Below are 12143 nucleotides of genomic sequence, written 5' to 3' on the forward strand. Positions count from 1 at the left end.
TTCCCCCATGACGCACGACGGTAGGCCATCCACCTTCAGAATCTGCATAGTCCCGGCCCTCGTGAGCGCCTCCGGTTGCGACCTTCTCTTGACGCGGTCGGCTGCGATGCTACATTCAACCTACAGGTTGATAAACCGAAAGGTTGACTACAATGCTCCTCGAGAACAAGGTCACCGTCGTCTACGGGGCCGGCGGGTCGATCGGCGGCGCCGTGGCGCGGGCCTTCGCCCGCGAGGGGGCCCAGGTCTTCCTCGCCGGCCGCACCGCCGCCCCGCTCGACAAGGTCGCCGCAGACATCCGCGCCACCGGCGGCAGCGCCGACACCGCGCAGGTCGACGCGCTGGACGAGGACGCCGTCAACGCCTTCGCCGACGCGGTCGCCGCGCGGGCCGGCGGCATCGACGTCTCCTTCAACGCCATAGGCGTCCAGGACGTGCAGAAACCGCTCATGGAGATCACCGCCGAGGAATTCGCGCGGCCCGTCCAGACCGCCACGCGCACCCAGTTCCTGACCACCAGGGCCGCCGTCAAGCACATGATCCCGCGCGGCGGCGGAGTGATCCTCATGTTCGGCGGGAGCGGCCCTCAGACGATGCCCGGGCTGGGCGGCCTCAAAGTCGCGCTCGACGCCATGGAGGGCATCCGGCGGCAGTGGGCCTGCGAGGCCGGCCGGCACGGCGTCCGCGTCGTCACCATGGTGACCGGCGGCGTGCCGGAGAGCATGCCCGATGACCACCCCGCCAAGGAGCAGATCGAAGCGAGCCTGCTTGAGACGACCCTGCTCGGGCGCACCGCTACCCTGGCCGACGTGGGAGATGTGGCCGCGTTCGTCGCCTCCGACCGCGCCCGGACCATGACCTCGGCCACCGTCAACATCTCCTGCGGCGCGATCGTCGACTACTGACGCCGAAGGAAGCCCGGATGCCGGACGATCAGCTCAGCCTCACCTTCGCAGCCCTGGCCGACCCGACCAGGCGCGCGATCCTCGCCCGGCTGGCCGAGGGCGAGGCGACGGTCAACGAGCTGGCCGAGCCGTTCGACATGAGCCTGCAGGCGGTCTCCAAGCATCTCAAGGTGCTGGAGCGGGCGGGCCTGATCAGCAGAGGGCGCGAGGCCCAGTGGCGGCCCTGCCGCCTGGAGACCGCCCCGCTCGATGACGCCTCGCAGTGGATACGCCGCTACCGCGACCGCTGGAGCGACCGGTTCGACCGCCTCGACCGGGAGATCGAGCAGATCCAGCGAGGAAAGGACGCCCATGAGTGACACCGAGTTCGTCATCGAGCCCGGCCGCCAGGACATCATCATGACCCGTGTCTTCGGCGCGCCGCGGGAGGTGGTGTTCCGCGCGGTCACCGACCCGGAGCTGATCCCGCGCTGGTGGGGGCCGCATTTCCTCACCACCAGGGTCGACCTCATGGAGGTCCGGCCGGGCGGCCGCTGGCGCTACGTCAACATCGACGCCCGCGGCAGGGAGTACGCCTTCGGCGGCGTCTACCACGACGTCGTGGCGCCGGAGCGGTTCGTGCGCACGTGGGCGTTCGAGGGCTGGCCGGAGGACGTGGCGCTGGAGACGGTCACCCTCGTCGAGGCCGACGGCCGGACGAAATATGTCGCCCAGTCCGTGCACCGGTCGGTGGAGGCCCGCGATGCGATCGTCCGCGCCGACGGCCCGAGGGGCGGCCGTGAGTCCATGGACCGGCTGGCCGAGGTGCTCGCCTCCCACTGACCTCACCTCGGCGACGCCGCCCGGAGGGTCGCGCGCTTCGTCGTCAATGTCCGCAGCGCACGCCGGGTCAGGGCGCGCCCGACCCGGATGCGCGCCTCAGAACGGCCAGGACGCCGAGGTCGCGAAGGTCAGCGACCGTAGCAGACAGTCGGCGATCAGGAGGGCGTTGGCCAGGAGGTCACCCAGCGGGAGACCGGCCACCTGCCGGTGGCGCAGCACCTCGCGGTAGGACCGGTTGGCCCCCGGGTCACTCCGGTGGACATCGGGCTGGTCTCCCAAGGCTCAAGGCATCCGAAGTCGGCCGGCTCGTCGACGACATGAGGTCGGGGCTGCGATCGCCGGTCGGGTCAGCGTCGTTCCTCGATGCGGATCAGGTTGCCCGCGGGATCGCGGACGGCGCAGTCGCGGACTCCGTACGGCTGTTCGGCCGGCTCCTGGACGATCTCGGCGCCGCTGTCCTGCAGCCGCTTGAAGACGCCGTCGAGGTCGGGGGTGGCCAGGACGATGCCGGCGAAGGTGCCCTTGGCCATCATCTCGGCGATGGTGCGGCGCTCGTCCTCGGTGATGCCGGGGTCGGCGGCCGGTGGCTGCAGGACGATGGAGGTGCCCGGCTGGCCGGGCGGGCCGACCCTGATCCAGCGCATGCCCTCGTATCCGACGTCGTCGCGGACCTCGAAGCCGAGCGCGTCGCGGTAGAACGCCAGGCAGGCGTCCGGGTCGTCGTGCGGGAGGAAGCTGGCGTGGATGGTGATGTCCATGACGGTCACGCTAGCTGCGGCTCGCTGACCGGCGCTTCTCGATTCCTGATCGGCCGCGTCACCTGTTTGGCCACGCACGACGGCATCCCCGCCGTCGCGCGCGCCGCATGGCGCCGGTAGGTGCTGGGCGGCACACCGACCAGCTCGGTGAAGCGCGTGCTGAAGGTGCCGAGCGACGAGCAGCCGACCGCGAAGCAGACTTCGGTGACGCTGAGGTCGCCACGACGCAGGAGCGCCATCGCGCGCTCGATACGCCGCGTCATCAGATAGGCGTACGGCGACTCGCCGTAGGCACGCCGGAACTCGCGGCTGAGGTGTCCAGCCGACATGTTCACGCCGCGGGCGAGCGCCTCGACGTCCAGCGGCTGCGCGTAGTCCCGGTCGATCCGGTCGCGGACGCGGCGCAACCGCGCGAGGTCACGCAGATGCTGCGCTGCGGCGGAACTGCTGGCCACTTGTAAGATCGTGCCATATTGCGGCGGAATTGCCTAGCGCCGACAGGTCCGCCACCTCCGGCTACGTGACCGGCTCCAGCTCCTTCAACCGGCGGCGCCCTCACGACGCGTGAGGAGGTCTCGAGTCCCCTTCACGCAGGTAAACGTTATGTCAGGGGTGGGTGCTAGCCTCCTCCCATGACCCCGGAAGAGCTCGCCAACCTCGCTCATCTGCGCCGAGCGCGGGATTTCATAGATCGCGAGTACGCGCGGCCGCTCGATGTGCCGACGATGGCCCGCCACGCGCTCATGTCGCCGGCTCACTTCTCGCGACGGTTCCGGGCGGCCTATGGGGAGACGCCGTACAGCTATCTCATGACCCGCCGGATCGAGCGGGCGATGGCGCTGCTGCGCGGGGGCATGAGCGTGACCGACGCGTGCATGGCGGTCGGCTGTACGTCGCTCGGCTCGTTCAGCTCGCGGTTCACCGAGATCGTGGGCGAGACGCCGAGCGCATACCGCAGCCGCGAGCACAGCGCCGTGGCGGCGATCCCCGCCTGCGTGGCGAAGGTGCACACCCGCCCGACGAGAAACGCGCCGAGCAGGATCGGAGAAGCGGGCCGCGCCGCCGCCGCCTAACGTTGGCGACATGAACGTCACACTCAAGTACTGCCACATCACCGTCAACGACCTGGACGAATCGCTCGCCTTCTACCGCGACGCGCTCGGCTATGAAGTGCGCAATGACGTCGCGGCCGGCGGATTCCGCTGGGTCACCCTCGGCAGCCCGGCTCAGCCGGATCCCGAGCTCGTGCTCTCCGAACCGCACGCGGGCCGTCCCCCGGCCGACGGCGACGCCCTGCAAGAACTGCTCACCAAAGGCGTCCTGCCGATGATCGTCTTCAGCACCGACGATCTCGACGCGACCTTCGAGCGGGTACGCGCATCGGGCGCCGAGGTCCTGCAGGAGCCCATCGACCAGCCCTGGGGGCCGCGCGACTGCGCGTTCCGCGACCCCTCGGGCAACATGGTGCGGATCCAGCAGACGGCCAAGGCGTAGTGCTCGGCCGTTGACGAGGTCGCGTTCCTCCACATCACTGCGCAGGGGGGGCAGGCTGCCGGTGACACACGACGCAGATCTGATCTTCGCTCATCGGCTCGCCGATCGGGCGGAGACGATAGCGCTGCGCCATCGCGCGGCAGCCCTGATCCCCGCAGAGATCAAGATCGACCGAAGTCCCGTTTCGGAAGCCGATCGGGAGATCGAAACGACCCTGCGCTCCATGATCCACCAAGAGCGCCCCGGCGACACGTTCCTCGGTGAAGAATTCGGCGCCCACGGCGACAGCGACGTCACCCGCCGCTGGGTCGTCGATGCCATCGATGGAACCGCCGCCTTCGTGGCCGGCGAGCCCGAGTGGAGCACTATGATCGCTCTCGAGAACCATGAGACCCCGTTGCTTGGCCTGGTTTCCGCTCCGGCCCTTCGCCGGCGCTGGTGGGCCACTCCCGGTGGCGGGGCGTGGTCACGTCCGGGCGATGACCCGAGCACGACACCCGAGAAGCTCGTGGTCACCACGTCCGCAGCCCTGAAGAACGCCAGAGTGGGCATCTGGCCGCCACCACATCGGCTCACCGCTGCGGGCAGGGCCATCGCCGCGGCGATGGCCGCCAGAGCCGGAGAGGTCCTGCCACGCGTGGATTGGACCCGAGCTTCGGCACCGCCGCTCCCGCCGCGCAAGCCGTCGGCGGGATCAGGGACCTGTCACGGCGCGCTTCTGGTCGCCACCGGTCGTCTGGACGCCTTCCTCCTGCTCGGCGGGGGCCGCTGGGATCTCGCTGCAGTGATACCGATCGTGGAAGAGGCCGGCGGGGCGTTCAGCGAACTGCTCGATGAGCGCCTCATCGACTGCAGCGTCGCCGTGTTCACCAACACCCGCCTCCACGAGGAGGTTCTGAACGTCGCCCGTTCCGCCGCGAGAGCCTGAACGAAGGTCCCGCTGAAAGACCGCGCTCCTGATCTGCCACCGGCCCTGGCGTCAGGCTGTCCTGGAATACATTCTTCGGACCGGGCCCCACGGGGATTCGCCGGACGGAGAGGGCTGGATGTCACGGAGCCCGGACGCGGCCGCGCCCGGGTCAGCTCGCCGACGTCGTGTTCCGGGAGCGTCCGACGTCGCCGAGTTCCGAATCCTCGCCCCCTGCTCGTCGCGCACTGATCGTCATCACGGCGAGTCCGGCCAGGACGATGGCGGCGCCGGCGTACAGCGGAGCGGTGTAGCCGAGGCCGGCGCTGATGGCCAGGCCGCCGAGCCAGGCCCCCAGCGCGTTCCCGACGTTGGAGGCCGACACGTTGGCGCTGGCAGCGAGTGGGACTCCGTTCGCGTAATCGGTGACGCGGGTGATCATGCCGGGGACGCCGGCGAACCCGAACAAACCCAGCAGGAAGACCAGGACCACCGATGCGGCGGGACTGCCGGCCAGCAGCCCGAAAGCGGTGAGCGTGACGGCGAGGCCGGCCAGGGAGACGATCAGCGTGCGGTCCCGGCTGGCGTCCGCGGCCCGCCCGCCGGCTATGTTCCCGATCACCAGGCCGCTGCCGTACACGATGAGCAGCCAGGCGACGTCGGCGTTGGAGAAGCCGGTGACCTCGGTGAAGGTGTAGGCGATGTAGCTGAACGCGCCGAACATCCCGCCGTAACCGAGCGCGGTGGCCGCCAGCGTCAGCCACACCTGCCAGGAGCGGAACGCGCGTAGCTGGACACGCAGCCCGCTCAGGCCGGAAGCCGTCGAGGGGTGGGCGCGGTCCACGGCTCCGGCCCAGCCGGGCACCAGCGCCGCGATGCCGATCAGGGCGATCACGCCGATCACCGTGATCGCCCAGAACGTGGCGCGCCAGCCCCAGCGTTCGCCGACCAGGGCGCCGAACGGCACACCCAGGACGTTGGCGAGCGTCAACCCGGCGAACATCACCGCCACCGCCCTCGACGCCCGCTCCGGCGGAACCATGCGCCGCGCGACGAGCGAGCCGATGCCGAAGAACGAACCGTGGCACAGGGCGGCGACGACGCGTCCGAGCAGCATCGCCGGGTAGTCGGGTGCGACGGCGGACAGGAGATTGCCGGCGACGAACAGCGCCACCAACCCGATGAGGACCGACTTGCGGGACAGTCCGCTGGTGGCGGCGGTCACCACGATCGCTCCGACCGCGACGCTCAGCGCGTATCCGGAGATCAACCACCCCGCCGCGGCTTCGGACACGGCCAGGCTCCGGCTCACCTGCGGAAGCAAGCCCGCGATCACGAACTCGGTCAGGCCGATCCCGAAACTGCCGAGGGTCAGCGCGATGAGCCCGACGGGCATGCGCCGGCTGTCGTTTGCCTGGAATGTCACCCGAACATCATCCACCCCCACCAGAACCGACCTGATCGCGGACCGCCCGTCGCACTCGCCGGCGATCGGGTCGAGGCGGATGGCGGGCCTCAACGCCGCGCGTGGCGGATCTTCAACCGTCCCAACCCCATGGTCCCAGAGATCCGGATCCTCGGCCCGCCGGGGCGAGAGCGCCGCGGGGCCTTGTAGAGCGGCTCCTTCCACCCGGCGCGCAGCCCCTCCACGTCGACGATCGCGTCGCGAGGCACCGTGATCTCGGCCCCGCCGGTGCCGAGGTGCAACTCGATGTCGACCACCGGATGCTCGATGACCGCCCGGGACAGGTCCAGACGCACCCTTCCGAGTGCGGACTCGACCTTGAGGATCCGAGGTACCCGCCATACGCCGCGCCGCCGGATCCGTCCGCTGACGGCGGCGATCGTCGACGTGGGGCCCGCACCCTCCTCCGGGAGCGAGGCCAGAGCCGACACGAGCTCGCTGTGCGTCTCGGCGGTGAGCACCTGATGGAGGCGCTCGTCCAGCTCCTCGTGCGAGAGGTGCCCTTCGGTGTACGCCTCCTGCAAGCGGCGCACGGCGGTCTCGCGGTCGTCTTCGCTGATCAGTGGCGGCCGGTGACCCGGACCACCGGCCCCAGCCTTCACCGTCCCCTGCGCTTGTAGGCTCGGAGCGACAGCGGGACGAACACCACCGGCAGCGCGGCCGACCAGAGCAGGACGGTGGCCACCGGATGCGCGAGCGGCCAGGCCACCTCTCCGGAGGACGCCCCCGGATTGCCGAACAGCTCCCGCGAGGCGGCGGTGAGCGCGCTCACCGGGTTCGCCCGAACGCCTCAGCCGTGGGGATCAGGCCGCGGTGCGGCTGCCAGCCCACCAGCAGGCCGGCCCCCACCATGACGGCCAGCAGCGGCAGGCCGACCAGGGAGTCGGCGCCGGTCTGCCCGGACGGCACCGCCAACCGCGCCATCGGCATGGAGCGGAACCGGTCCATCACACCGCGGGAGGCGTCGGTGGCCGTCCGCACCATGACCCCCGTCACCGCGGAGAAGGTCACCATCGCGAACAGCCCGGGCATGAGGTACTCGCGGTAGTCGCCGCCGCCCGGCACCTGGATCGCGCTGCCGAAGACGTACCCGAACAGCACCACCATGACGGCCGGGAAGACCAGCGCGGCGACGAGTTCCCCGGGATCCTGCCGCAGCCGTCCCACCTCACGGCCGACGAGGGTCAGCCCGTCGGTGAACGTCCAGCGCACGCGGTGGGTGAGGGCGGTCATCGCACGGTCTCCTTCCGGTCAGTGAGGCGCAGGAACACCTCGTCGAGGGTGGGGCGGCGCACCTTCACGTCGGCGGCGGCGACCCCGGCGCGGTCGAGCTCGCGCACGATGTGGGCGAGCCGGAAACCGCCGCCGGGCAGCGGCACGCTGAGCTGGTCGGTGCCGGTCATCGTGGGGTCGGTCCCGGCCAGGGCGTTCAGCACGGTCGCCGCCGGACGCAGCGCGGCGGGGTCTTCGAGAACGACGTCGAGGCGGTCCCCGATCGTGGCCTTGAGCTCGTCGGGGGTACCCGAGGTGATCACCTGCCCGTGGTCGATGACCACGATGCCGTCGGCCAGCTGGTCGGCCTCGTCCAGATACTGTGTGGTGAGCAGCACCGTGGTGCCGTCCGCCACCAGCTCGCGGAGGCTGTCCCAGATCTGGCCGCGGCTGCGGGGGTCGAGGCCGGTGGTCGGCTCGTCCAGGAAGAGCACCTCGGGGCGCAGGATGAGGCTGGTGATCAGGTCGAGGCGGCGCCGCATGCCACCGGAGTAGCCGGCGACCTGACGATCGGCGGCGTCCGTCAGGCCGAAGCGTTCGAGCAGCTCGTCGGCCCGCCGGTGCGCCTCGCGCCGGGACAGGCGGTAGAGGCGCCCAAACATACGCAGGTTGCCCCGGCCGGTGAGCTTCTCGTCCACGGCGGCGTACTGGCCGGCGAGCCCGATCCTGGCCCTCACCTGGTCGGCCTCGCGGACGACGTCGTATCCGGCGATGCGGGCGTGCCCGGCATCCGGGTCTGACAGGGTCGCCAGGATGCGCACCGCGGTCGTCTTCCCGGCGCCGTTCGGCCCCAGCACGCCGCAGACCGTCCCTTTCGGGACGCTCAGGTCCAGGCCCCTAAACGCATGGGTGCCGCCGAAGGACTTGTGCAGCCCTTCGGCGACCACGATCGGATCCGTCATGATCCCTCCACTGGGTACGTTGTACGCGGTTATGAGGGTCAGGCTAGGTTACTGGGTACTATGTACGCAACTAGGGGGTGGAACGGTGACCGACGCCGAGTACGTGACCATCTGGATGCGGCCCGAGCGCCCGGCCCGCGGGCCGAAGCCGACCTACAGCCGCGCGCAGATCACCGAGGCGGCGGTGCGGATCGCCGACGCCGAGGGGCTGGAGGCCGTCACCATGCGGCGGATCGCCGCCGAGATCGGCGCGGGCGCGATGTCGCTCTACCGGTACGTCCCCAGCCGCGACGACCTGATCGAGCTCATGGCCGACCGGTTGATGGGCGAGCTCGACGTCACCGGTCTGCCCTCCGGCGACTGGCGCGCTGACCTGACGCGCTTCGCTCACGAGCTTCGGGCGATGTGGCTGCGGCACCCGTGGATCGCCGGCGTGCACGGGGTGCGCCCCAGCTTCGGCCCCAACCAGCTGGAGGTGATCGAGCGGGTGATGGGGGTGCTCGACGCCTTCGTCCCCATCGACGAAAACCTCGCCCTCACGGCCATCCTGAACGGCTACATCGAGGGCGTCGCCCGCGACGAGGCCGACTGGGCCGAGGAGGCCCGCCGCAGCGGGCTGAAGGAGTCGGAGTGGATGGCGCGGAACTCCTCATATTTCGAGCAACTGGTGAAGAGCGGGGAGTACCCGATCTTCACCAAGATCGCGATGGAGGCGCGCCACCCGCGTCTGAGGCGGGATGACCAGTTCCGGCACGGGTTGGAGCGCGTCCTCGACTGCATCGCCGCGGCCCTCCCCTCAAAGGCCGAGCCTCCGGTGCCGGCGCGCCGGGAGGAGGGGCAGGAAGACCGCGACAGCCAGCTTTGAAGACTCGCCACGAACGTCTCAAGCCGGGCGATCCCTTCACGACCTTCTCATGACGCGTCGAGGTCCCGGGAGTAATGGCGGCAAACCAACGAGGTTGCTGCCGATCTGCTGAGACTTCTTGAGAAACACGATCACTGGACGGCGAGCCAAGATCTATCCATGCGGGTCAGACCTATATCCGTTGGACTTTCCGCGATAACAACCGGGACCCCCGATGACCTCGCAACCCCGATCGGGGAGGGACCCGCCAGTTCAGCGCGGCCTCAACCCTCGGGTTCCGGGCCTACGAACAGAATGGCCTGGTTCTCCGAGCCGCGCAGACCCTCGTGGATGTACCAGTCGGGATCGACTTTGTCGGCGGGGATGCCGTTGGGGTACGGCCGGTCAGACCCACGGTACTGATAGCGGTACTCGATGGGCACGTTACGCGCGCGGAGGATGGCGACCGCCTCCGCCACGGTGTACTTGTCGATGCCGGGCAGGCCGATGCCCTCGCCCGGCTCGTCGTCCGCACCCGTGTCGTACATCTCCCCTTGCTCCACCGCACGGCCGAAGACGATGCTGGCGTAGGACCGGTAGCTCACCGGCACCTTGACGGCCACCGAGCACGCGCGCTCCCCGCACGAGCCCTCAACCACCTCGAGTCGGCCGGCCGGATCGTCGCGGTCCTCCATGAACAGGACCTTGCCGGCCTTGTCCGGGCTGGTGGGGGCCAGCTTGAGGTGGATGTCCATTCCTCGCTGCTGGAACTCCTCCCGGTAACGCTCCGGATCGGCGTTCGGGTCCTGCACCCGGACGACGAGGTATCCGCCCTCTCTCTGGAAGGAGAGGGCCGCCGCTTCGGCGCGCTGCGGCCCGACCCAGCCGGACGAGAATGCGACCACTGCGGCGGCCGTCGCCACCCCCATGAGCGGAATGCCGACGATCAGGCGCCGACACCACCAAGACCGGGGTGCGGGTTCCGGGGTGGCCGCTGTGATGTGCTCTGCCAGCTCATCCCTGGCCTCCGTGCTCACCAGCACGGCAATCTCGTTGTCGGTGACGGGGTTGAGGCGGCTGATCGAAATCTTGGTCATGCGGAGTCTCCTTCCGGCACTTGGGCGCGGGCTGCACGTCGTGGAGGGTCTACCGAGAGAGCGCGGGCCAGGCGGCGACGGGCCCGATGCAGGCGAATCCGTACGGCGTTGGCCGAACAGCCCAGCACAACTGCGATTTCGGCGATGGACATGCCCTCCCAATCCGCAAGCGACAGCACTTCTCGGTAGCCGTCGGACAGTTCCGCGAATGCCTTCGCCAGGGCGTCCACGTCGGCCGACTCCTTCCTCGGCTGCCGCTGGATGGCGCTCAGCTCGGATGCCAGCCGGGCGGTCAGTGCCGTGTGCCGCCGTTCACCGCGGCGATGGTTCGCGAGCACTCGTCGCGCGACTCCGAATAGCCATGGGCGTGCCTTCTCGCCCGCGGGCACGTCGTCCAGCCGCCGCCATACGGTCATAAAGGTCTCGGCTAAAATGTCCGCCGCATCATGGCCGTTTGCCGTCCGCCGTACCACGTACCCGAGCACCGGATCATGATTGGCCTGGTACAACTCCTCGAAGCGGCGACGCCTGTTGTCAGGTGGTCGCACGAACTCACTTCCTCTCTACAAGACCGGGGGTATCCGACACCCCACACATGTCCCGCAGAGAGTGGATGATTTCAGTGTCCGCCGGAATCAGGTTGTCGGGCCCCCGGCGCCCTGATCCGGACCCTACTCAGGCGCATGCTGCACCGCCGCAGCCGGCCGGACCGCGTCCGAACTGCAGGCCAAGAGCCGCTACCAGCACCTGGCCCGCCAGGCGGGGGAAGATCCTGCCCCACTAAAGTGCTGTACGCGACGGCGCCGTCGCCGGGCGACGCGGGCGCCTGCCGTGGTTCGGATCACCGTTGCGGAGGCACGATGGCGTGGTGGAAGCGGTGGAGGGAATCTGCCGCGTTTTGGCGCGTGCTGACTCTCCTCCTGATTGGGCTCCCCCAGCTCTTCAACGCCGAATATCCCTTCGTCGGCGTGGATCCAGCGGACCAGGGCGGGGAGGGAAACGAAGTAGTCGCAGAGGTGACGGTGGTGACCGCCGCCGCCGCTGCCTCTCCGCTCGCTCACCGTTTGCTGGAGTACGCCCTGAACTCAGGCGTGACCCTTTTGCTGGCTGCCACCGTGCTCGTGCTGCCCCGAGAACAGAGTCGACGCATCACATTCGGGGTGGCGGGGATCCTGGCGCTCTTCGGGATCAGCCTCGGATACGTCGGGATGTCAGGGTTGGAGAGCAGCAATATGTCCGCAGGATTCATGCTGTTCCTGTCCCCGTTCTACCTCCTGGCCGCGGTCACCCTTGTGATCGGTGAGCGGCAGGCCGCCTCCATGCAGACGGCAGGCGAAGCGTCCGCAGGAGATGTGCCATAGCACACGGGAGGAGTCACCGGTTGCCCGGGGGCCGTCCTCGCAGGTGGCACCAGGTGAAGATCGGGCTAGTAGCCGGGGAAGAGCCGGCGGAGCAGGTCGAGGTCGGTCGCGCCCGTGGCGGTGATGTCGCTGGGCGTGTGCCGGGGCGCGAGGCGGCCGGCGACGAGCCGCAGCCAGGCCTCGGCGGGAAGGGCGAGCAGCTGTGTCCGCTGGACCGTGGTCCGGGTGGCGGCGATCTCCGGCAGCCGGATGAGGACCTGCCGGATGAGGCTGACGGCGCTCTCGCCGTGGTCGGCAGTGATGGACACGGCCTTGG

Annotated in this window: 18 protein-coding genes and 1 pseudogene; 8 read left to right on the forward strand and 11 right to left on the reverse strand. The window is 69.6% G+C overall.

Going from position 1 to position 12143, the window contains the following annotated elements:
* The first annotated feature begins 152 nt into the window (after positions 1-152).
* Genes ID574_RS58225 through ID574_RS58235 form a run of 3 tightly spaced genes read left to right on the forward strand, consistent with a single transcriptional unit; the run spans position 153 to position 1727 of the window.
* Complete coding sequence (locus tag ID574_RS58225; protein WP_188197686.1) at positions 153-905, forward strand: SDR family NAD(P)-dependent oxidoreductase; 753 nt, start codon at positions 153-155, stop codon at positions 903-905.
* A gap of 17 nt (positions 906-922) precedes the next feature.
* Positions 923-1264: an ArsR/SmtB family transcription factor gene (locus ID574_RS58230; protein WP_188197687.1), complete on the forward strand. Its 342-nt coding sequence runs from the start codon at positions 923-925 to the stop codon at positions 1262-1264.
* Entirely contained in the window at positions 1257-1727 is a 471-nt protein-coding gene (locus tag ID574_RS58235; protein WP_188197688.1) for an SRPBCC family protein, read from the forward strand. The genes ID574_RS58230 and ID574_RS58235 overlap by 8 nt, the downstream gene beginning before the upstream one ends.
* Positions 1728-1823: 96 nt before the next feature.
* Here ID574_RS58235 and ID574_RS58240 read toward each other — a convergent pair whose 3' ends face one another.
* The 3 genes from ID574_RS58240 to ID574_RS58250 all read right to left on the reverse strand — a co-directional run bounded on the left by ID574_RS58240 (position 1824) and on the right by ID574_RS58250 (position 2940).
* The gene (locus ID574_RS58240; protein WP_188197689.1) at positions 1824-2006 is read right to left on the reverse strand and encodes a hypothetical protein; all 183 of its coding nucleotides are present in this window, start codon (positions 2004-2006) and stop codon (positions 1824-1826) included.
* A gap of 68 nt (positions 2007-2074) precedes the next feature.
* Positions 2075-2485, reverse strand: a complete 411-nt coding sequence (locus tag ID574_RS58245; RefSeq protein ID WP_188197690.1) for a VOC family protein — start codon at positions 2483-2485, stop codon at positions 2075-2077.
* Between the two features lie 5 nt (positions 2486-2490).
* Positions 2491-2940 (reverse strand): helix-turn-helix transcriptional regulator, encoded by a 450-nt coding sequence (locus tag ID574_RS58250; protein WP_188197691.1) that lies wholly within the window; start codon positions 2938-2940, stop codon positions 2491-2493.
* 177 nt (positions 2941-3117) lie between these two features.
* Between ID574_RS58250 and ID574_RS58255 the strand changes: the two genes are divergently transcribed.
* From ID574_RS58255 to ID574_RS58265, 3 genes are all read left to right on the forward strand, one after another.
* Complete coding sequence (locus tag ID574_RS58255) at positions 3118-3558, forward strand: helix-turn-helix transcriptional regulator (protein ID WP_188197692.1); 441 nt, start codon at positions 3118-3120, stop codon at positions 3556-3558.
* A gap of 10 nt (positions 3559-3568) precedes the next feature.
* Complete coding sequence (locus ID574_RS58260; RefSeq protein ID WP_188197693.1) at positions 3569-3979, forward strand: VOC family protein; 411 nt, start codon at positions 3569-3571, stop codon at positions 3977-3979.
* 61 nt (positions 3980-4040) lie between these two features.
* Entirely contained in the window at positions 4041-4907 is an 867-nt protein-coding gene (locus tag ID574_RS58265; protein WP_188197694.1) for an inositol monophosphatase family protein, read from the forward strand.
* Between the two features lie 151 nt (positions 4908-5058).
* On the opposite strand, the gene ID574_RS58270 is transcribed toward ID574_RS58265, so the two are convergent.
* From ID574_RS58270 to ID574_RS58285, 5 genes are all read right to left on the reverse strand, one after another.
* A complete protein-coding gene (locus ID574_RS58270) occupies positions 5059-6312 on the reverse strand; it encodes an MFS transporter (RefSeq protein WP_223168177.1) in 1254 nt (417 codons plus the stop codon).
* Positions 6313-6401: 89 nt separating this feature from the next.
* Positions 6402-6953, reverse strand: coding sequence for a DUF1707 SHOCT-like domain-containing protein (locus ID574_RS58275; protein ID WP_188197695.1), 552 nt, complete (start codon positions 6951-6953; stop codon positions 6402-6404).
* Complete coding sequence (locus ID574_RS61340; protein WP_223168178.1) at positions 6950-7123, reverse strand: hypothetical protein; 174 nt, start codon at positions 7121-7123, stop codon at positions 6950-6952. The genes ID574_RS58275 and ID574_RS61340 overlap by 4 nt, the downstream gene beginning before the upstream one ends.
* Positions 7120-7584, reverse strand: coding sequence for an ABC transporter permease (locus ID574_RS58280; RefSeq protein WP_223168179.1), 465 nt, complete (start codon positions 7582-7584; stop codon positions 7120-7122). Before ID574_RS58280 ends, ID574_RS61340 begins: the two co-directional genes overlap by 4 nt.
* Positions 7581-8525 carry an ATP-binding cassette domain-containing protein gene (locus tag ID574_RS58285; protein ID WP_188197696.1) on the reverse strand — a complete coding sequence of 315 codons (945 nt, stop codon included), beginning with the start codon at positions 8523-8525 and terminating at the stop codon, positions 7581-7583. The genes ID574_RS58280 and ID574_RS58285 overlap by 4 nt, the downstream gene beginning before the upstream one ends.
* 85 nt (positions 8526-8610) lie before the next feature.
* On the opposite strand from ID574_RS58285, the gene ID574_RS58290 reads away from it, so the two are divergent.
* Positions 8611-9390: a TetR/AcrR family transcriptional regulator gene (locus ID574_RS58290; protein ID WP_188197697.1), complete on the forward strand. Its 780-nt coding sequence runs from the start codon at positions 8611-8613 to the stop codon at positions 9388-9390.
* A 263-nt stretch (positions 9391-9653) separates the two neighbouring features.
* Here the strand turns inward: ID574_RS58290 and ID574_RS58295 are convergent, their stop codons facing one another.
* Positions 9654-10466, reverse strand: a complete 813-nt coding sequence (locus tag ID574_RS58295; RefSeq protein WP_188197698.1) for a hypothetical protein — start codon at positions 10464-10466, stop codon at positions 9654-9656.
* Positions 10463-11014 (reverse strand): RNA polymerase sigma factor, encoded by a 552-nt coding sequence (locus tag ID574_RS58300; RefSeq protein WP_188197699.1) that lies wholly within the window; start codon positions 11012-11014, stop codon positions 10463-10465. The genes ID574_RS58295 and ID574_RS58300 overlap by 4 nt, the downstream gene beginning before the upstream one ends.
* A 357-nt stretch (positions 11015-11371) precedes the next feature.
* On the opposite strand from ID574_RS58300, the gene ID574_RS58305 reads away from it, so the two are divergent.
* A complete protein-coding gene (locus tag ID574_RS58305; protein ID WP_188197700.1) occupies positions 11372-11827 on the forward strand; it encodes a hypothetical protein in 456 nt (151 codons plus the stop codon).
* A 65-nt stretch (positions 11828-11892) separates the two neighbouring features.
* Here the strand turns inward: ID574_RS58305 and ID574_RS61345 are convergent.
* A pseudogene (locus ID574_RS61345) lies at positions 11893-12143 on the reverse strand (hypothetical protein); the annotation flags it as partial.

Source organism: Nonomuraea sp. SYSU D8015, from assembly GCF_008065375.1.
GTDB lineage: Bacteria > Actinomycetota > Actinomycetes > Streptosporangiales > Streptosporangiaceae > Nonomuraea.

What these genes read in the sequence shown, in the direction of transcription:
- ID574_RS58255 (WP_188197692.1), top strand. Translation starts at nt 3,118, where the DNA reads ATGACCCCGGAAGAGCTCGCCAACCTCGCTCATCTGCGCCGAGCGCGG.
- ID574_RS58235 (WP_188197688.1), top strand. Translation starts at nt 1,257, where the DNA reads ATGAGTGACACCGAGTTCGTCATCGAGCCCGGCCGCCAGGACATCATC.
- ID574_RS58295 (WP_188197698.1), bottom strand. Translation starts at nt 10,466, where the DNA reads ATGACCAAGATTTCGATCAGCCGCCTCAACCCCGTCACCGACAACGAG.
- ID574_RS58230 (WP_188197687.1), top strand. Translation starts at nt 923, where the DNA reads ATGCCGGACGATCAGCTCAGCCTCACCTTCGCAGCCCTGGCCGACCCG.
- ID574_RS58285 (WP_188197696.1), bottom strand. Translation starts at nt 8,525, where the DNA reads ATGACGGATCCGATCGTGGTCGCCGAAGGGCTGCACAAGTCCTTCGGC.
- ID574_RS58225 (WP_188197686.1), top strand. Translation starts at nt 153, where the DNA reads ATGCTCCTCGAGAACAAGGTCACCGTCGTCTACGGGGCCGGCGGGTCG.
- ID574_RS58260 (WP_188197693.1), top strand. Translation starts at nt 3,569, where the DNA reads ATGAACGTCACACTCAAGTACTGCCACATCACCGTCAACGACCTGGAC.
- ID574_RS58245 (WP_188197690.1), bottom strand. Translation starts at nt 2,485, where the DNA reads ATGGACATCACCATCCACGCCAGCTTCCTCCCGCACGACGACCCGGAC.
- ID574_RS58280 (WP_223168179.1), bottom strand. Translation starts at nt 7,584, where the DNA reads ATGACCGCCCTCACCCACCGCGTGCGCTGGACGTTCACCGACGGGCTG.